Origin of the sequence: Rhizobium sp. BK602 (assembly GCF_014195095.1) — a bacterium.
Lineage (GTDB): Bacteria > Pseudomonadota > Alphaproteobacteria > Rhizobiales > Rhizobiaceae > Rhizobium.
On sequence record NZ_JACIBC010000014.1, the window covers coordinates 26,517 to 45,125 of the forward strand.

The window sequence follows — 18,609 nt, forward strand, 5'->3', positions numbered from 1 at the left end:
AATAGAAGGCCCAACGATGACAGATTCCAACTTAGACAAGACGCTGGTACTCATTCCGGCCCGGATGGCCTCCACCCGCCTGCCGGGCAAGCCGCTCGCCGATATTTGCGGCCTGCCCATGATCGTACAGGTTGCCAAGCGCGCGCGCGAGGCGGCGATCGGTCGCATCGTCGTCGCCGTCGATCATCAGGATACCTATGCCGCCGTCGCCAATGCCGGCTTCGAGGTGGTGATGACCCGCGGGGATCATCAATCCGGCTCCGATCGCATCCACGAGGCGCTGCAGGCCGTCGACCCTGATGGACGGGTCGAGTTCATCGTCAATGTCCAGGGCGACCTGCCGACCATCGATCCGAAGACCATACATGCGGCCCTGCGTCCGCTCGACAACCCTGCCGTCGACATCGGGACTTTGACCGTCGAGATCAAGGACGAGGAAGAAAAGACCCTGCCGAGCGTCGTCAAGGTCGTCGGCTCGGCTGTTTCCGACAGCCGCCTGCGGGCGCTCTATTTCACCCGCGCCACCGCGCCCTACGGCAAAGGCCCGCTCTATCATCATATCGGCCTCTACACCTATCGCCGCGCGGCGCTGGAGAGGTTCGTCAGCCTCGGCCCCTCGCCGCTGGAACTGCGCGAATCGCTGGAGCAGCTCAGGGCGCTGGAAGCCGGCATGCGCATCGATGTCGAGATCGTTGACACGATCCCGCTCGGTGTCGATACTGCCGCCGACCTCGAAAAGGCCCGACGCATCCTTTCCGGCGCCTCTCGCTGACATCCCCCCTCAAAGGCAGCCCCATGACCATCAAGACCAACAAGATCTCCTTCCAGGGCGACTATGGCGCCAATTCTGACATGGCCAGCCGCGACATGTTCCCGACCATGGAGCCGCTGCCGTGCCAGACCTTCGAGGATGCCTTCAGCGCCGTCGACAATGGCGAGGCCGATCTCGGCATGATCCCGATCGAGAACACGATCGCCGGCCGTGTCGCCGACATCCACCACATGCTGCCGGAATCGCACCTGCATATCGTCGGCGAATATTTCATGCCGATCCGCTTCCAGCTCATGGTGCTGCCGGGCGTGAAGAAGGAAGAAATCCGCACGGTGCACAGCCATATCCACGCACTCGGCCAATGCCGCAAGATCGTGCGCGCCAATGGCTGGAAGCCGGTCATCGCCGGCGACACGGCGGGGGCGGCCAAGCTGGTGCAGGAAACCGGCGACCGTAGCATGGCGGCACTGGCGCCGCGGCTGGCGGCCGATCTCTACAAGCTCGATATCATCGCCGAAAATGTCGAGGATACCGAGAACAACGTGACGCGCTTCGTCATATTGTCGCGCGACGAAAGCTGGGCTGAGCGCAGCTCGCCGGAGGAAAAGATCGTCACGACCTTCGTCTTCAACGTCCGCAACATTCCGGCGGCCCTCTACAAGGCGCTCGGCGGCTTCGCCACCAACGGCATCAACATGACGAAGCTGGAAAGCTACCAGCTCGACGGCCGTTTTGTAGCGACGCAATTCTACGCCGACATCGAAGGCCATCCGGACGACGAGAATGTGCGGCATGCGCTGGAGGAACTGCGGTTCTTCTCCGAGAAGGTCCGCATCCTCGGCGTCTACAAGGGGCATCCGCTGCGCGGGCAGCTCTAAGGGTCACAGTTCGAAAGCCCCTCATCCGGCCTATCGGCCACCTTCTCCCCGCAAGCGGGGAGAAGGGGATAGACGCACCCACAGCCTTCCATCCAGCCAACGAGCTAGACGCGGATATAAAGGTTGCCCCCTCTCCCCGCTTGCGGGGGGGGTGGGCTAGGGTGAGGGGCAAAGCCACATACCCTGCCATTTACTTATCCGGCTCACAGACCCTCAACCGATGGCCATCCGGGTCGAGCACGACAAAGGTCGGGCCGAAATCCAGCGTCGTCAGTTCCTGGGCGACCGGCAGGCCGCGGGCCCTCCAATCCTTATAATGCTCCGCCACCGCCCCTTCGCCCTCGACCATGAAGGCGAGTTCGCCGCGATTGCCGATGGCGGAGGGCTGCGGCTCGACGCTGCTGCGACGCCAGAGGCCGAGCGTAAAGCCGTTGTCGAGGGGAAAAGCTGCGAAATTCGGGGCGGCGACGGCCGGTTCGCGGCCGAGCAGATCGCGGTAGAACGGGATGCTCTCGGCGGGGTCCTTGACGTAGAAGATGATGAGATTGGGGCTGGTCATCGGGATATTCCTCTTGGTTTTGGAGATATGAAGGCAATGCTTTCCCGCTCCCGGAAAGCCATGACAGGTCTTGCGGGCGAGGTGATCGGTGAATGTTTGCGATGCTTCTATCTGCGCTATCGGAAGCGCTCGTCCTCGCGATAGGGCGTGCGACCGTCGAGAAAACCGAGATCGCGCTTCAGGAAGTCGGATGATTCGTCGAGATCCAGACGCGGATGGCGGCGGCCGAAAGACTGAAGCACGATCTCAGCGAGACGCTGCAGCCCAAGCTGCGCGAAGGGCAGGCCGTAGACATCGGCCGCGGAACCATGCCTGTCCTTCTTGGCGACGAGAACGGGGCTTTCCATGAACGCTCCTCCTTGTTGGAATGGAACGGATCATAGCCCCTCATACTGACAGTTTCTGGCAGCAGCCTATCGCCGATCGATCAATCGTGACGCATGCCCTCGCGCGCATGCCATTCCCTGGCAAGCGTCACGCGACGGCGCGGGTAGCGGGCCTCCAGCACGGCGAAATCGATGATGCGATCGGCGCGGAAATGGCGAAAATCCTGACGCAGTTCGCACCATGCCATGACGATTCGCGCATTGTCGAAATAGCCGAGCGCGAAAGGCCAGATCCGCCGGGTGGAAATGGCGCCGTTGACGTCGCCATAGGTCAATTGCACCATGCGTTCGCCATGGATCGCCTTGCGCATCAGGGAGAGGTCGGCCTTGTCTTCGGTCACGCGCCGCGTCGCAACGACCACGGCGGCCTGATCGATCGCCTCGCGCATATCGGCCGGCAGGACGGCGGCGATCTTGGCGAGCGCATCGGCACCGGCCGCCGCCAGCCGCGAATCGGTTGCGCGCGCCACCCAGCGGGAGCCGAGCACCAGCGCCTCGATCTCATCCTGGGAAAACATCATCGGCGGCAGCATGAAGCCGGGCTTCAGCACGTAGCCGATGCCGGGCTCGCCCTCGATCATGGCACCCTGCGACTGAAGGCTGGCGATGTCGCGATAGAGCGTGCGCAGGCTGACGCCGGTTTCCTCGGCCAGAACGGCACCGCTGACCGGACGACGATAGCGCCTCAGCGTCTGCAGCAGGGCCAGCAAGCGTTCCGAGCGCGCCATGACGGAAAGAAGCCTATCGCTTCCACTCCACCCAGTCGCGCATCAGGCGATGGGCGATGGCGCCCTTGGGCGGAGAGGTATTGCCGGAGGCCGAGACGCGGTCGAGCATCTCGAGCGTCTCTTCCGGCGTGAACCAGCGGCAGTCGTCGAGCTCGGTGGCGTCGATATGGATGTCCGTCGATTTCGCCTCGGCATAGCAGCCGATCATCAGCGAATGCGGCATCGGCCAGGGCTGCGACGCATGATAGCGCACGCGGCCGGTATGGATGCCGGACTCCTCGAAGGTTTCGCGGCGCACGGCATTTTCGATGGTTTCGCCCGGCTCGACGAAGCCGGCGAGACAGGAATACATGCCCGGCGCGAAATGATGGCTGCGGCCGAGCAGGCAGCGATTCCGCTCCTCGTCGACCGTCAGCATGATGACGACAGGATCGGTGCGCGGGAAGATCATGTGTTCGCAGGCGGTGCAGACCCGCTTGTAGCCGCCGATGCGGCTTTCCATCACCGAACCGCAGCGGCCGCAGAAGCGGTTGTCGCCGTTCCAGCGCAGGAGGCTCATGCCCTGCGCCGCCTCGCCGAGGATCTCGCCTTCCAGCAGGAACTCGCGCCAGAGCGAGCGCATGTCGGCCGGCTTGTAATGGCTGGCAAGCTCGTCGGCATTGATGCGTACCGGCACGGCCAGCCGCGGCTCGCCGGTCTTGCGGTAGCCGAGCAGCACGGCCGCCTCCCAATCGGGATCGAGCTCCTGCAGCTCGTAGCGGGCAAACAGCGGATCGAGCACCTGCCCGTCATGTTTCAGAACCAGCCGGTCCCTGGCAAAGGCGAGGATATGCGTGCCGTCCTTGGAGAGGGCGCGCTGGATCGACTCCTCGTCGCGATGCTCGGCGTCCCGGTTGAGCTGGTTTTCCGCAAAGGCCGTGAGGCTGCTGGGTTCCGGGTGGGGCGCATCGGAAGAGAAGATCGAATAGGTCATTGTGACAGCGTGTCCCGCAGCTTGGCTATGAAGTCGTTCATGTCTTCGTCCGTATAGGGTTCGGCCTTGCCGTGGCCCCAGATCGGGCCGGGCCAGTTCGCGTCCCCCTCGAACCGTGCAATGACATGAACATGAAGCTGACGGACGATATTTCCAAGAGCCCCGATGTTGATTTTTGTCGCGCCGGTCACCGTCTTCAGGGCATCGGCGACCTTGTTGGTCTCGAAGGTCAGCAAGACCTGGTCGAGCGGTGTCAACTCGAATATTTCCGAGATGCCGGGCCGGCGGGGCACCAGAACCAGCCATGGCCAGCGGCTGTCCTTCGACAGGCGCACGTCGCAAAGGCCGGTGATCGTCACGGAAACGCTGTCATTCGCCAGACGTTCGTCGAGCGTAAATTCCTTCAATGGGTGGTCCTCCAGAGTGTTTTATCAAATGTTTAGCAGTTTTTTTTGACCTTGGCTTGCTTTTGATGACGATATTGCCGATATGTGCCTCCGGGAGGTTGGTGGTGGACGAGCCACTCGCCAACCGGGTCAGGTCCGGAAGGAAGCAGCCCCAACGAGCCCGGCACGGGTCATCGTGCCAGCCTCCCACCCTTTTTGAAAGCAAGGCCCGGCTTTCTGCGGGCAATAAGCAGGGCCATGAGCGACACCGAGCGACAAGCAAAAGATGCCGCTTCGACCGGCACCGGTTACCGGGTGCTGGCCCGCAAATACCGTCCCAAGGATTTCACCGACCTGATGGTCGGCCAGGAGCCGATGGTCCGCACGCTAACCAACGCGTTCGAGACCGGCCGCATCGCCCAGGCCTATATGCTGACCGGCGTGCGTGGCGTCGGCAAGACGACGACGGCCCGCATCCTGGCGCGCGCGCTCAATTACAAGACCGCCGAGACCGATCGTCCCACAATCGACCTGCGTGAACCCGGCGAGCATTGCCAGGCGATCATGGAAGGCCGGCATGTCGACGTCATCGAGATGGACGCCGCCTCCCATACCGGCATCGACGATATTCGCGAGATCATCGAGCAGGTGCGCTACCGCCCGGTTTCGGCGCGCTACAAGGTCTATATCATCGACGAAGTGCACATGCTGTCGACGGCCGCCTTCAACGGGCTGCTGAAGACACTGGAAGAGCCACCGGAGCATGTGAAGTTCATCTTCGCCACCACCGAAATCCGCAAGGTGCCGATCACCGTGCTGTCACGCTGCCAGCGCTTCGATCTGCGCCGCATCAGCGCGTCGGATCTCGTCGGGCTGTTCACCACCATTTCGGCCAAGGAAGGCATCGAGGCGGAGCCGGAAGCGCTCGCCATGATCGCCCGCGCCGCCGAGGGCTCGGCCCGTGACGGCCTGTCGCTGCTCGACCAGGCGATCGCCCATGGCAGCGGCGTGGTCGCGGCCGATGCCGTACGCTCGATGCTGGGCCTTGCCGACCGCGCCCGCATCGTCGATCTCTTCCATCACATCATCAAGGGCGATGTCGCAGCCGCTCTGGCCGAATTCAACAGCCAATACGAGGCCGGCGCCAATCCCGTGGTCGTGCTGACCGACCTCGCCGATTTCACCCATCTCGTCACCCGCCTGAAATATGTGCCCGACGCCGCCGACGATCCGTCGCTGAGCGAAATCGAGCGCGGCAAGGCGAGCGAATTCGCGCAGAGCGTGGCAGTGACCGCGCTGTCGCGCATCTGGCAGATGCTGCTGAAGGGCATCCCCGAGACGGAAAGCGCGGCGCGCACCGCCGGTGCTGCCGAAATGGTGCTGATCCGGCTGGCGCACGCCGCGCATCTGCCGGCACCGGAAGACGCGGCGCGCAGGCTCGCCGAATTTTCCGACGGCAATGGCGGCGCGCGTCCCGTGCCCGCTTCGCCGAACGGCAATGGCGGCGGAGCCCCCGTCTCCTATCAGGGCAACGTCATGGCGCGGGCGGTCGAGACCCCCGCTCCCCGGCCAACGCCGGCGGCACCCGTCGCCATGCTGCGCTCGGTTCCGAACACGCAAGCCGATGCTCCTCCGGTCGGCCGCATCGAGCAGAAGCCGGCCGAGGCGCCGAAACCGCTGGTTCCGGTCAATTCGATGGCCGACATCGCCGAACTCGCCAGCCAGAAGCGCGATCCGAAACTGAAGGCGATGGTGCGCAGCTTCGTGCGCCCGGTGCGGCTGGAGCCCGGCCGGCTCGACGTCAGCCTGACACCGGGGGCACCGGGAACGCTCCTGAACGAGCTTGCCGTCAAACTGAAGGAATGGACCGGCATTCACTGGATCGTCAGCCTCAGCCGCGACGAAGGCGAGCCGACGCTGGTGGAGGCCGAGGCGAACATCAAAAAGCAACTAGTGCAGGATGCACTGCAAGATCCCGATATCGCGGCAATCGTTGCGCGCTTCCCGGGCTCCAAGGTTTACGTCACGGTCAAAGAACCCGAAGCACTTGAAGAAGAACAGACCGCCGCTCCGGCAACGGCCGAATCCGTCGACGGCGATATCCTGCCGGGTGATGACATCGAATTCTAAGGATACGATGGCGAACCGAAGAGCCGCCCAGTAAAATCTGCTGGGTGGCTTTCGAATGATATTGTACTAAATCCTAACGAAAGACACGGGAAGAAGGACGAGCAACGATGCGCGACATCATGGGCATGATGGGCAAAGTGAAGGAAATGCAGGCCAAGATGGAGAAGATGCAGGCGGAGATCGCCGACATCCGCGTCGAAGGCAAGGCCGGCGGCGGCCTCGTCACCGTGACCGTCAACGGCAAGGGCCTGATGCTCGGCCTCAAGATCGATCCGTCGCTGTTCAAGGAAGACGACGTCGAAATCCTCGAGGACCTGATCGTCGCCGCCAACAAGGACGCCCAGGACAAGGCCGAGGCGATCACCGCCGAAAAAACCCGCGAACTGACCGCCGGACTGCCGATCCCGCCCGGCTTCAAGATGCCGTTCTGAGGAAGACGCATCCGACGAAGGTCAGCGCGCCGTCGCCTTGCGGATCAATTCGCGGCCGATCGGTTTCGCCGGCTCGTTGCGCAGCACCAGCGATGTCGTCACGGCGCCGTGCCGTGCGATGGAATCGACGATGGTTTCAAGGTCTGATGGTGAGGGCACAAGGACCTTCAGCAGAAAGCAATCCTCACCCGTCAGCCTGAGGACCTCGATGATCTCCGGCATCTCCGAGAACTGCTTCAGGTAGGGACGGATATGCTCATGCGTCGTCCTGAGCCGGATCACCGCCATCATGCCGAGGCCGACAGCATTGGGATCGACGACGGCGCGATAGCCGGCAATGATGCCGCGCTCTTCCAGCCGCTTCAGCCGTTCGGAGGCCGCCGGCTGCGACAGGCCGACCCGGCGGCCGAGCTCGGAAACCGAGATCCTTCCATCCTGCTGCAGGATCTCGATGATCGACAGATCCGTCGGATCAAGCCCTCTTTCGATACTATCCATTCGTCACCTTCAATTCATCGGCTGACAGCAGTTTTATCCGATGAAGTGCAATGTCAATCGATAAGGCGGCATGTCAGCTTCTCTCCGTCGAAACAACGAGAGAGGACAGAATGCGCGACATCATCATATTGCCGGGCCTCGGCGGCTCCGGCGACGGCCATTGGCAGACGCTGTGGGAACGCCAGGACCCGCGCATGCGCCGGTTCCAGCCGTCGAGCTGGGACAGGCCGGAATTGACAGATTGGATCGCGGCGCTCGACCAGGAGATCAGTCGCTCGAAGACGCCGCCGATCCTTGTCGCCCATAGCCTTGCCTGCCAGTTCATCGCGCATTGGGCGGCTTCCGCGAAAACGAAAATCCTTGGCGCTTTCCTCGTTGCCGTGCCCGATCCCAGCGGCGATATCTATCTGAGCGAAGCTCCGAGCTTCGCCAATCCGCCACGCCGAAGGCTGCCGTTTCCGTCGCTCCTCGTCGCCAGCACCGACGATCCCTATGGGCCGTTCGGCTATGCCAAGGAAAGCGCTTCCGTCTGGGGCAGCGAACTCGCCGATGTTGGTCCGCTCGGCCACATCAATGCCGCCTCGGGGCTTGGCGGCTGGCCGGAGGGCCAGGCTCTTTTCCGGCGTTTCACGGCCGGGCTCGATTGAAGAAGGCCATGCGACCCGTATGTTTACCGGCGCCGGTCCAATCCCTCTTCTTGCGCAGTCCGCTGAGCAGCGCCAGGATAAAAGACTGGAATTTTCATCGGCCGATCCTTCCTGCGTGATTCCGTTCCGTCAGCTTATCGGCTAAAAGCCTCCCATGGCAAAGCGAGTCACCGGTCCCGAAATCGAAAAACTGATCCAGCTTCTGGCGAAGGTGCCGGGGCTCGGCCCGCGCTCGGCGCGGCGTGCCGCGCTGCATCTGATCAAGAAGAAGGATCAGCTCCTCGGCCCGCTGTCCCATGCGATGGGCGAGGCCTATGACAAGGTGAAGGTCTGCTCGCGCTGCGGCAATGTCGATACCGTCGATCCCTGCACCGTCTGCACCGACGACCGCCGCGACCAGGGCGTCATCATCGTCGTCGAGGATGTCGCCGACCTCTGGGCGCTGGAGCGTGCCGGCGCGATGAATGCCGCCTATCATGTGCTCGGCGGCGTGCTCTCGCCGCTCGACGGCGTCGGCCCCGACGATCTCAACATTCGCGGCCTGATCGAACGCGTCGGCGAAGGCGGCATTCGCGAGATCATCATCGCCGTCAACGCCACCGTCGAGGGGCAAACCACAGCACACTATATAACCGACCAGCTCGCCGGCCTGGAGGTGAAGATCACTCGATTGGCGCACGGCGTGCCCGTCGGCGGCGAACTCGACTATCTCGACGAGGGCACGCTGACGGCGGCGCTTCGGGCACGGACGGCGATTTGAAGGAGGAAATGGATTGGTGCGAAGACATTGCCTTTCGCTCACGCTCAAGGCGCTCGTCGCCAATGCTTCTCGTAACCTCCCTCTGCCCTTTCGGGCATCTCCCCCACAAGGGGAGAGATCAGTAACCCGCAGCACCAACAGACCTCAAATTGAGATTGTCTCCTCAGAGACTGAAGCATATCGGGTTGGTGAAAGGTGCGGCAAACTCCCGACAATCTCCCCCCTTGCGGGGGAGATGTCGCGAAAGCGACAGAGAGGGGTTCGGGAGGCTCGGCAAACTCGACATTTCCTTTCCCTAATCTGCATCCTCCTCCTCACCCTCCTCCCTCTGCCCGCTTTCGCCGCCTCCAAGGCCGACGTCGAAGCGCAATTCCAGACTTGGATCCAGAAAGACCTGTGGCCGGAAGCCAAGAAGGACGGCATTTCCGAAAAGACCTTTCGCGCCGCCTTCGCCGGGGTCACCCTGAACTGGAGCCTGCCGGATCTCGCGCCGCCCGGTTTTCCGAAGCCGAAGGAGCAGAAGCAGACACAGGCGGAATTCTCCTCGCCCGCTCCCTATTTCGACGAGGGGCGGCTGCAGAGATTGGCGACGACGGGGCGTAGCTTTGCCACACAATATGGCCCGGCACTGAAGCGGATCGAGAAGGCCTATGGCGTGCCCGGCCCGATCCTGCTCGCCATCTGGGGCCGCGAGACCGGTTTCGGCGCGGCCAAGCTGCCGAATTCGGCGGTGCAGGTGCTGGCGACCAAGGCCTTCATGTCGACCCGCAAGGAGATGTTCCGCACCGAGCTCATTGCGGGCCTGCGCATTCTCGACCATGGCGACGTCACACCCGACCAGTTCATGGGCTCCTGGGCCGGCGCGCTCGGCCAGCCGCAATTCATGCCGACCAGCTACCTGAAATATGCCGTCGATTTCGACGGCGACGGGCATCGCAACATCTGGACGTCTGTGCCGGACACGCTCGCTTCCATCGCCAACTATCTGGTGCAGAAGGGCTGGCAGCGCGGCCGCGGCTGGGGTTACGAAGTAACGATCCCGGCCAATGTCTCCTGCGCCCAGGAAGGGCCGGATCTCGCCAAGCCGATCTCGCAATGGGCGTCGCTCGGCATCGCCAGGATCTCCGGCAAGGCATTTCCCTCCGACGAACTGGGCGCCGGCGGCATGATGCTGGTGCCGGCCGGCCGCGACGGGCCGGAATTCATCGTCACGCCGAACTTCTACGTCATCAAGGAATACAATAATTCCGACCTCTACGGCCTTTATATCGGCAATCTCGCCGATCGGATCGCCTATGGCGCCGGCGCCTTCCAGGGCCAATGGGGCGATGTCGGCAAGATGCTGCGCTCGGATGTCGCCGGCATGCAGAAGACGCTGGAGCGGAAGGGCTACGATGTCGGCGGCACCGATGGCCTGCCGGGCTACAAGACACGGCGCTCGATCGGCCAGTGGCAGGAAAAGAGCGGCCTGAAGCCCACCTGCTATCCCGAAAGCTCGATGCTCGGCGTGCTGAAATAGGCGGCACGGCCGGGTTTCGGCGCGAACAGCTTGCAATTTGCCGGGAACGGGCTTATATCCGCATCAAATTCTTGATCGTCTGATGAAGAGTGGGCCGCAAGGACCCGCTCTTTTTTATTAGCTCGATCTCCAAATGCATGACAATGCAGGAGTGAACGCTTGTCGGAAGAGACAAACGCAAACAATGCCAATGAACCCAGGCTGATCGTCGAGACTGGCCTTGACCAGCGCGTCGCCGCCATCATCGAGCCGGTCCTCGTCGGCATGGGCTTCCGCCTGGTGCGCGTGCGCCTCATGAACCAGAACGGCCTGACATTGCAGGTCATGACCGAACGCAACGACGGCACGATGGATGTCGAGGGTTGCGAAGAGGTCTCCACCGCGATTTCGCCGGTGCTGGATGTGGAAGATCCGATCGATAAGGCGTATCATCTGGAAGTATCTTCGCCGGGTATCGACCGCCCGATGGTGCGCAAGTCCGATTTCCAGCGCTGGATCGGCCATCTCGTCAAGTGCGAGACCTCGATCCTGGTTGACAACCGCAAGCGCTTCCGCGGCAAGATCGCCGAGGTCAACGACGATGGCTTCACGATCGAACGCGACCAGGTCGCTTACGGCGAGGAGCCGAAGGTAACCATTCCGTTCAGCACGCTGGCCGAAGCCAAGCTGATCCTGACGGACGATCTCATCCGCGATGCGTTGCGCGCCGACAAGCAGGCCAAGGCCGAGGCTGCGAACCAGAACGAAGCGGACGACGAAGAATAACCGATCAACGAACCGCCTAACGGGACGGGAACCCCGAGGCAGGAAGACGGAGACTAAAGACAATGGCAGTCAGTGCGAACCGGCTCGAACTTCTGCAGATCGCAGATGCTGTGGCCCGCGAAAAGGTCATCGACCGCGAGATCGTGCTTGCCGCAATGGCGGACGCGATCCAGAAGGCCGCGCGCTCCCGTTACGGCACGGAGTCGAACATCCGCGCCGACATCAATCCGAAGACCGGCGAGATCCGCCTGCAGCGCCTGCTCGAAGTCGTCGAGAAGGCCGAGGACTATTCCACGCAGATCCCGCTGGAACTCGCCCGCGACCGCAATCCGGACGCAGCCCTCGGCGACTTCATCGCCGATCCGCTGCCGCCGATGGATTTCGGCCGCATCGCCGCACAGTCGGCCAAGCAGGTCATCGTGCAGAAGGTGCGCGAAGCCGAGCGTGACCGTCAGTTCGACGAATTCAAGGATCGCGTCGGCGAAATCGTCAACGGCACGGTCAAGCGCGTCGAATACGGCAACGTCATCGTCGACCTCGGCCGTGGCGAAGGCATCATTCGCCGCGACGAGATGATCCCGCGCGAAAACTTCCGTTACGGCGACCGCGTCCGCGCCTATGTCTACGACGTCCGCCGCGAGCAGCGCGGTCCGCAGATCTTCCTGTCGCGCACGCATCCGCAGTTCATGGTCAAGCTCTTCACCATGGAAGTACCCGAGATCTATGACGGCATCATCCAGGTGAAGTCGGTTGCCCGCGATCCCGGCTCGCGCGCCAAGATCGCCGTCATCTCGAACGATTCGTCGATCGACCCGGTCGGCGCCTGCGTCGGTATGCGCGGTTCGCGCGTCCAGGCCGTCGTCGGCGAGCTGCAGGGCGAAAAGATCGACATCATTCCCTGGTCCAACGAGCCGGCGAACTTCGTCGTCAACGCGCTGCAGCCGGCGGAAGTCGCCAAGGTCGTTCTCGACGAGGACGCCGAGCGCATCGAAGTCGTGGTTCCGGACGAACAGCTGTCGCTGGCCATCGGCCGCCGCGGCCAGAATGTCCGCCTCGCCTCGCAGCTGACCGGCTGGGACATCGACATCATGACGGAAGCCGAGGAATCGGAGCGCCGCCAGAAGGAATTCAACGAGCGCACCAACCTGTTCATGGAAGCGCTCGACGTCGACGAGATGGTCGGTCAGGTTCTGGCCTCCGAAGGCTTTGCCGCCGTCGAGGAACTGGCCTATGTCGATCTCGACGAAATCGCTTCCATCGACGGTTTCGACGAAGAGACCGCCCAGGAAATCCAGGAGCGCGCCCGCGAATATCTGGCGCGCCTGGAAGCCGAAATGGACGAGAAGCGCAAGGCGCTCGGCGTTGCCGACGAACTGCGTGAGATCAACGGCATGACCGCGCAGATGATGGTTGCGCTCGGCGAGGACGGCATCAAGACGATCGAGGACTTCGCCGGCTGCGCCGCCGATGATCTCGTTGGCTGGAGCGAGCGCAAGAACGGCGAGACGAAGAAATTCGAAGGCCTGTTCTCCAAGCTCGAAGTGTCGCGCGTCGAAGCTGAACAGATGGTCGTGCAGGCTCGCCTGCTGGCCGGCTGGATCACCGAAGCCGATCTTGCCGCCGAAGCCGAAGAGGCGTCGGAGGATGAGACCGAGCAAGACGCATGACGAGCGCCGAAGGGCCGCAGGCACCCTCCGAAGACGATGATCTCGGGGGTGCCGTCAACGGCCGCATGTGCATCGTAACACGCGAAAGCGGATCGCCGGACGAGCTGATCCGCTTCGTCGCCGCTCCGGACGGGACCATCGTCCCCGATCTGAAGCGGCAACTGCCGGGACGCGGCTGCTGGGTCAAGCTCGACCGGGCGCTGGTGGACAAGGCGGTGGCGAAGAAATTGTTTGCCCGCGCCCTGAAGGCGGAGGTGACGGCACCGAGCGATCTCGGCGCCATCGTCGATCGTCTTCTCGTGGCGCAGCTTGCCGGGATGATGCACATGGCGCGCAAGGCGGGCCAGTTCGTCAATGGCTCGTCGAAAGTGGACGGTGCCGTTCGCAACGGTTCGGCGCTTGCCGTGTTCCACGCGATCGATGCCGCCGCCGATGGCGTCCGCAAGATCGACCAGGCGCGAAAGGCCTGGCATCTCGGCATGGAGACCGAAAAGGAAATACCGTCATTCCGTGTCTTCACGGAGGCGGAAATGGAAGAACAGATGGGCCAGAACGCTTTTATCCATGCCGCAGCGCTTGCGGGGCGGGCGGGTGAAGGTGTAGTGAAGCGCGCAAACCTGCTCGAACGGTACCGCAACGGCGGTCAGTCCCGGGCAACGGGCGGCGCTGGCCGGCGAAAACAATGACGCGGTCACCGGCCAATGCCGGACGCCTCATTAAGGTACATGCATTGAACGACAGGGTCTGACGGACGATTCCGTGCCCTGTCCGAAGGAACGGGAACGGAATGACCGACAATCAAGACGACAAGACGCTAAGTGTTTCGGGTAAGAAGACCCTCACCTTGAAGCCCTCAGGCGTGAACCAGGGCACCGTGCGCCAGGACATGGGCCGCGGTCGCACCAAGGCGGTCGTGGTCGAGACACGCAAACGCCGCCCGCTGCGCCCTGAAGACGAAAAGCCGACGATAACGGCCGCCCCCGTCACGGCATCCGTGACGCGTGTCGCCGAACCGACACCGCAGCCGCCGCGCCCGCCGCAGCCGGCTCCGCGCATTCATCAGCCAGGCGGCCAGCAGCAGCGTCCGCAGCAGTCCAACCAGGGCAATCAGCAGCGCCCGCAGCAGGAGCGTTCCTCGCGGCCGGTGGTCCTGAACCATTTGTCGGCCGGCGAAATGGACGCCCGCCGCCGCGCGCTCGCCGAAGCCCAGGCCCGTGACGCCGCCGATGCGATCCGCCGCGCCGAGGAAGAGGCACGCCGTGCCGAGGAAGAAGCTGCCCGCGTGATCGCCGAGCAGGCCGAAGCTGCCCGCCGCGCCGCCGAAGAGGCCGCCCGTGCCGCCGAAGCCAAGACCGCGGCGCCCACGCCCGTCGCCGAAACCCAGGCGGAGGCGCCGAAGCCCGCCGCACAGCCGGCAGCCGCTCCCGTCGTTGCCCGTCGCCCGGATGCGGCGCCGCAGGCGGCACGTCCCGGCGCAGCCGCTGTCGAAGCCCCCGGCAACCGCCGCCGGGTCAATCAGGAAGACGATGATCGCGGTCCTGCGCGCGGCGCTCCGGCGCGCGGCAAGCTCGTGCGGCCGGAACCGGCAAAGCCGGTCACCACCCGCCCGAAGACGGAGGACGACCGCCGTCGCGGCAAGCTGACGGTGACGACGGCCGATGTCGACGAAGACGGCAATGCCCGTGGTCGCTCGCTGTCGGCCATGCGCCGCCGCCAGGAGAAGTTCCGCCGCAGCCAGATGCAGGAAACGCGCGAGAAGATCTCGCGTGAAGTCGTGCTGCCGGAAACCATCACCATTCAGGAACTGTCGCAGCGCATGTCCGAACGCGCCGTCGACGTCATCAAGTACCTGATGAAGGAAGGCCAGATGATGAAGCCCGGCGACATCATCGACGCCGACCTGGCCGAGCTCATCGCCGGCGAATTCGGCCATACGGTCAAGCGCGTATCGGAATCCGACGTCGAACAGGGCATCTTCAACGTTGCCGACGAGGAAGGCGAACTGGTTTCGCGTCCGCCGGTCGTCACCATCATGGGCCACGTCGACCACGGCAAGACCTCGCTGCTCGACGCCATCCGCCATGCCAACGTGGTCGCCGGCGAAGCCGGTGGCATCACCCAGCATATCGGCGCCTATCAGGTCGAGCAGAACGGTCAGAAGATCACCTTCATCGACACGCCCGGCCACGCCGCCTTCACGGCGATGCGCGCTCGCGGCGCCCAGGCAACCGATATCGCCATCCTGGTGGTCGCGGCCGACGACAGCGTGATGCCGCAGACGATCGAATCGATCAACCATGCCAAGGCGGCGGGTGTTCCGATCATCGTGGCGATCAACAAGATCGACAAGCACGAAGCCAATCCGCAGAAGGTCCGCACGGAACTCCTGCAGCATGAAGTCTTCGTCGAATCGATGGGCGGTGAAGTGCTTGACGTCGAAGTCTCCGCCAAGAACCGCGTCAACCTCGACAAGCTGCTCGAAGCCATCCTGCTGCAGGCGGAAATCCTTGATCTCAAGGCCAATCCGAACCGCACGGCCGAAGGCACGGTCATCGAAGCCCAGCTCGATCGCGGCCGCGGCTCCGTTGCCACCGTTCTCGTCCAGAAGGGCACGCTGCGTCCGGGCCAGATCGTCGTCGCCGGCGATCAGTGGGGCCGCGTGCGCGCTCTGGTCAACGACAAGGGCGAGCATGTCAAGGAAGCGGGTCCGGCCATGCCGGTCGAGGTGCTCGGTCTTTCCGGCGCACCGCAGGCCGGCGACAAGTTCGCCGTCGTCGAAAGCGAAAGCCGCGCCCGCGAGATTTCCGAATATCGCCAGCGTCTCACCCGCGACAAGGCGGCTGCCCGCCAGTCTGGCCAGCGCGGCTCGCTGGAACAGATGATGACGCAGCTGCAGAGCACGGGCGTCAAGGAATTCCCGCTGGTCATCAAGGGCGACGTGCAGGGCTCGATCGAAGCCATTGCCGGCGCGCTGGAGAAGCTCGGTACCGACGAAGTTCGTGCCCGCATCGTCCATTCCGGCGTCGGCGGCATCACCGAATCCGATATTTCGCTGGCCGGCGCGTCCGACGCGGCGATCATCGGCTTCAACGTCCGCGCCAATGCCCAGGCTCGCACGCTGTCCGAGCGCGAAGGCATCGAGATCCGCTACTACAACATCATCTACGACCTCGTGGATGACGTGAAGGCGGCGATGTCGGGCCTGCTCTCTCCGGAACGGCGCGAGACCTTCCTCGGCAATGCCGAGATCCTCGAGGTGTTCAACATCACGAAGGTCGGCAAGGTCGCGGGTTGCCGCGTCACCGAAGGCAAGGTCGAGCGTGGCGTCGGCGTCCGCCTGGTGCGCGACAACGTCGTCATCCACGAAGGCAAGCTCAAGACGCTCAAGCGCTTCAAGGACGAAGTCTCGGAAGTCAACATGGGCCAGGAATGCGGCATGGCCTTCGAAAACTACGAAGACATCCGCGCCGGCGATACGATCGAATGCTTCCGCGTCGAACACATCACGCGCACGCTGTAAGGTCATAAAGTTTAAACGATGGGACGGGCGCCGGAACATGCAGTCCGGCGCCCGAACCTTTAGAGCCATTCCAGGAAAACTGCGCAGCGGTTTTCCGTCCGGAATTGCGTCAAAACACGAAGATAGAGCGGTCCAACGTTTCTCAGGAAGAGCTGAACCGCTCTAGGAACCAAAGCCAATGGCAACAAGACCAACCTCCTCCGCGCCCTCGCAGCGCATGCTGCGCGTCGGCGAACAGGTGCGCGCCGCGATCACGCAGGTCCTGCAGCGCGGTGAAGTGCGCGACGACCTGATCGAGCGCACCGTGATCTCCATTTCCGAAGTGCGGATGTCGCCGGACCTGAAGATCGCCACCGCCTATGTGACGCCGCTCGGCGTCAGCGATCACCAGACCGTCATCGACACGCTCAATCGCCATGCGAAGTACATTCGCGGCCGTCTCGGTCCGCAGCTCCGGCAGATGAAATACATGCCGGAAGTCCGCTTCCGCGACGATACCAGCTTCGACAATTACAAGAAGATCGATGCACTGCTGCGCTCGCCCGAGGTGAGCCGCGATCTCGAAGACGACAACGATCAAGATCAATAACAGAGACAGGCAATGTCCAAACCACGCAAGCCCAAAGGCCGCCCGATTTCCGGCTGGCTGATCCTCGACAAGCCGGTGGATTTCGGCTCGACCGAGGCCGTTTCCAAGATCAAGTGGCTGTTCAAGGCGCAGAAGGCCGGCCATGCCGGCACGCTCGATCCGCTTGCCTCCGGCATGCTGCCGATCGCGCTCGGCGACGCCACCAAGACCGTTCCCTATGTCATGGACGGCCGCAAGATCTATGAATTCACCGTCACCTGGGGCGAGGAACGCGCCACGGACGACCTCGAGGGCGAGGTGACGCAGCGCTCCGACAAGCGTCCGGGCGAAGAGGACATCCGCGCGCTGCTGCCGAAATATACCGGCGTCATCAGCCAGATCCCGCCGCAGTTTTCCGCCATCAAGATATCAGGCGAACGCGCCTACGATCTTGCCCGCGACGGCGAAGCGGTCGAAATCCCCTCGCGTGAGGTCGAAATCTTCCGCCTGACGCTGCTCGCCTGTCCGGACGCCAACACGGCGCATTTCGAGGTGGAATGCGGCAAGGGCACCTATGTCCGGGCGCTCGCCCGCGACTTCGGCCGCGAGCTCGGCTGCTACGGCCATATTTCCGGCCTGCGCCGCAGCTTCGTCGCACCCTTCGCCGAGGAAACCATGGTGCCGCTCGCCGATCTGGTGGCGCTCGAGGCGATCGAGGACGCGGATGAGCGTCTCGCCGCCCTGGATGCCTTGCTGATCGATACGGCCGAGGCGCTGTCGTCGCTGCCGCATCTCGTCGTCAACGACGACCAGGCGCATCGCCTGAAGATGGGCAACCCCATCCTCGTGCGCGGCCGCGACGCGCCGGTCGCCGAAAGCGAGGCCTATGTGACGGCGCGCGGCAAGCTGATCGCCATCGGCGAGATCGGCCAGGGCGAATTCCGCCCCAAGCGGGTGTTTGTGTAAAAGGTGCCTTCGCCCCCTCGGGGCGAAGGTAAAACTGAGTCTCTTCCCTTCGCACCTTAAATAGTCTATAGGCAGCGCCAGCATCGGGCCTGCCCGATTGCATTCGCGGCCAATGCTGGACGACATCCCGGCGTTTGGCGACTTTATTTCCTCTTCATAGAAAGGACCATCCGATGTCGATCACTGCTGAGCGCAAGGCTGCGCTGATCAAGGAATACGCGACCGTCGAAGGCGACACCGGTTCTCCGGAAGTCCAGGTTGCGATCCTGACCGAGCGCATCAACAACCTCACGGACCACTTCAAGGACCACAAGAAGGACAACCACTCCCGTCGTGGCCTCCTGACCATGGTCTCCAGCCGGCGCTCGCTTCTTGACTACCTCAAGAAGAAGGACGAAGCCCGTTATACCAAGCTGATCACCAGCCTCGGTATCCGTCGCTAATCGCTTTTTCCGG

Annotated in this window: 20 protein-coding genes and 1 other RNA gene; 15 read left to right on the forward strand and 6 right to left on the reverse strand. The window is 63.3% G+C overall.

Annotated elements, in window-relative coordinates:
- Nucleotides 1-16: 16 nt before the first annotated feature.
- Both FHX11_RS29190 and FHX11_RS29195 read left to right on the forward strand, forming a co-directional pair.
- Nucleotides 17-772: a 3-deoxy-manno-octulosonate cytidylyltransferase gene (locus FHX11_RS29190; protein ID WP_184364751.1), complete on the forward strand. Its 756-nt coding sequence runs from the start codon at nucleotides 17-19 to the stop codon at nucleotides 770-772.
- 23 nt (nucleotides 773-795) lie between these two features.
- The gene (locus FHX11_RS29195; protein WP_184364754.1) at nucleotides 796-1,650 is read left to right on the forward strand and encodes a prephenate dehydratase; all 855 of its coding nucleotides are present in this window, start codon (nucleotides 796-798) and stop codon (nucleotides 1,648-1,650) included.
- A gap of 190 nt (nucleotides 1,651-1,840) precedes the next feature.
- Here FHX11_RS29195 and FHX11_RS29200 read toward each other — a convergent pair whose 3' ends face one another.
- The 5 genes from FHX11_RS29200 to FHX11_RS29220 form a co-directional block, all read right to left on the reverse strand.
- Nucleotides 1,841-2,209 (reverse strand): VOC family protein, encoded by a 369-nt coding sequence (locus tag FHX11_RS29200; RefSeq protein ID WP_184364756.1) that lies wholly within the window; start codon nucleotides 2,207-2,209, stop codon nucleotides 1,841-1,843.
- Nucleotides 2,210-2,325: 116 nt separating this feature from the next.
- Nucleotides 2,326-2,556, reverse strand: coding sequence for a hypothetical protein (locus FHX11_RS29205; RefSeq protein ID WP_184364881.1), 231 nt, complete (start codon nucleotides 2,554-2,556; stop codon nucleotides 2,326-2,328).
- An 80-nt stretch (nucleotides 2,557-2,636) separates the two neighbouring features.
- Nucleotides 2,637-3,323 carry a YafY family protein gene (locus FHX11_RS29210; protein WP_184364758.1) on the reverse strand — a complete coding sequence of 229 codons (687 nt, stop codon included), beginning with the start codon at nucleotides 3,321-3,323 and terminating at the stop codon, nucleotides 2,637-2,639.
- 13 nt (nucleotides 3,324-3,336) lie between these two features.
- Nucleotides 3,337-4,296, reverse strand: coding sequence for an NAD(+) diphosphatase (nudC, locus tag FHX11_RS29215; RefSeq protein WP_184364760.1), 960 nt, complete (start codon nucleotides 4,294-4,296; stop codon nucleotides 3,337-3,339).
- The gene (locus FHX11_RS29220; protein ID WP_184364762.1) at nucleotides 4,293-4,703 is read right to left on the reverse strand and encodes an HIT family protein; all 411 of its coding nucleotides are present in this window, start codon (nucleotides 4,701-4,703) and stop codon (nucleotides 4,293-4,295) included. Before FHX11_RS29220 ends, nudC begins: the two co-directional genes overlap by 4 nt.
- 93 nt (nucleotides 4,704-4,796) lie before the next feature.
- Between FHX11_RS29220 and ffs the strand changes: the two genes are divergently transcribed.
- The 3 genes from ffs to FHX11_RS29235 all read left to right on the forward strand — a co-directional run bounded on the left by ffs (nucleotide 4,797) and on the right by FHX11_RS29235 (nucleotide 7,243).
- An RNA gene (gene ffs, locus FHX11_RS29225) (signal recognition particle sRNA small type) lies at nucleotides 4,797-4,893 on the forward strand.
- Nucleotides 4,894-4,940: 47 nt separating this feature from the next.
- Nucleotides 4,941-6,812, forward strand: coding sequence for a DNA polymerase III subunit gamma/tau (locus FHX11_RS29230; RefSeq protein ID WP_184364764.1), 1,872 nt, complete (start codon nucleotides 4,941-4,943; stop codon nucleotides 6,810-6,812).
- Between the two features lie 107 nt (nucleotides 6,813-6,919).
- Nucleotides 6,920-7,243, forward strand: a complete 324-nt coding sequence (locus FHX11_RS29235) for a YbaB/EbfC family nucleoid-associated protein (protein WP_184364766.1) — start codon at nucleotides 6,920-6,922, stop codon at nucleotides 7,241-7,243.
- 21 nt (nucleotides 7,244-7,264) lie between these two features.
- On the opposite strand, the gene FHX11_RS29240 is transcribed toward FHX11_RS29235, so the two are convergent.
- Nucleotides 7,265-7,741 carry an Lrp/AsnC family transcriptional regulator gene (locus FHX11_RS29240; RefSeq protein WP_184364768.1) on the reverse strand — a complete coding sequence of 159 codons (477 nt, stop codon included), beginning with the start codon at nucleotides 7,739-7,741 and terminating at the stop codon, nucleotides 7,265-7,267.
- A gap of 110 nt (nucleotides 7,742-7,851) precedes the next feature.
- Here FHX11_RS29240 and FHX11_RS29245 point away from each other — a divergent pair, with 110 nt between their 5' ends.
- The 10 genes from FHX11_RS29245 (at nucleotide 7,852) to rpsO (ending at nucleotide 18,596) form a co-directional block, all read left to right on the forward strand.
- Nucleotides 7,852-8,388, forward strand: coding sequence for an alpha/beta hydrolase (locus FHX11_RS29245; RefSeq protein ID WP_184364771.1), 537 nt, complete (start codon nucleotides 7,852-7,854; stop codon nucleotides 8,386-8,388).
- 154 nt (nucleotides 8,389-8,542) lie between these two features.
- Nucleotides 8,543-9,148 carry a recombination mediator RecR gene (gene recR / locus FHX11_RS29250; protein WP_184364773.1) on the forward strand — a complete coding sequence of 202 codons (606 nt, stop codon included), beginning with the start codon at nucleotides 8,543-8,545 and terminating at the stop codon, nucleotides 9,146-9,148.
- Nucleotides 9,149-9,383: 235 nt separating this feature from the next.
- Nucleotides 9,384-10,667, forward strand: a complete 1,284-nt coding sequence (locus FHX11_RS29255) for a lytic murein transglycosylase (RefSeq protein ID WP_246781199.1) — start codon at nucleotides 9,384-9,386, stop codon at nucleotides 10,665-10,667.
- A gap of 159 nt (nucleotides 10,668-10,826) precedes the next feature.
- Nucleotides 10,827-11,432 (forward strand): ribosome maturation factor RimP, encoded by a 606-nt coding sequence (gene rimP / locus FHX11_RS29260; protein ID WP_184364775.1) that lies wholly within the window; start codon nucleotides 10,827-10,829, stop codon nucleotides 11,430-11,432.
- Nucleotides 11,433-11,494: 62 nt separating this feature from the next.
- Nucleotides 11,495-13,099 (forward strand): transcription termination factor NusA, encoded by a 1,605-nt coding sequence (nusA, locus tag FHX11_RS29265; RefSeq protein ID WP_184364777.1) that lies wholly within the window; start codon nucleotides 11,495-11,497, stop codon nucleotides 13,097-13,099.
- Nucleotides 13,096-13,785: an RNA-binding protein gene (locus tag FHX11_RS29270; protein WP_184364779.1), complete on the forward strand. Its 690-nt coding sequence runs from the start codon at nucleotides 13,096-13,098 to the stop codon at nucleotides 13,783-13,785. The genes nusA and FHX11_RS29270 overlap by 4 nt, the downstream gene beginning before the upstream one ends.
- Nucleotides 13,786-13,886: 101 nt before the next feature.
- Nucleotides 13,887-16,619, forward strand: a complete 2,733-nt coding sequence (gene infB / locus FHX11_RS29275; RefSeq protein ID WP_184364781.1) for a translation initiation factor IF-2 — start codon at nucleotides 13,887-13,889, stop codon at nucleotides 16,617-16,619.
- A gap of 178 nt (nucleotides 16,620-16,797) precedes the next feature.
- Nucleotides 16,798-17,208 (forward strand): 30S ribosome-binding factor RbfA, encoded by a 411-nt coding sequence (rbfA, locus tag FHX11_RS29280; protein WP_184364783.1) that lies wholly within the window; start codon nucleotides 16,798-16,800, stop codon nucleotides 17,206-17,208.
- 12 nt (nucleotides 17,209-17,220) lie between these two features.
- Nucleotides 17,221-18,153 carry a tRNA pseudouridine(55) synthase TruB gene (gene truB, locus FHX11_RS29285; RefSeq protein ID WP_184364785.1) on the forward strand — a complete coding sequence of 311 codons (933 nt, stop codon included), beginning with the start codon at nucleotides 17,221-17,223 and terminating at the stop codon, nucleotides 18,151-18,153.
- Between the two features lie 173 nt (nucleotides 18,154-18,326).
- Nucleotides 18,327-18,596 (forward strand): 30S ribosomal protein S15, encoded by a 270-nt coding sequence (rpsO, locus tag FHX11_RS29290; RefSeq protein ID WP_184364794.1) that lies wholly within the window; start codon nucleotides 18,327-18,329, stop codon nucleotides 18,594-18,596.
- The last annotated feature ends 13 nt before the right edge of the window (nucleotides 18,597-18,609 follow it).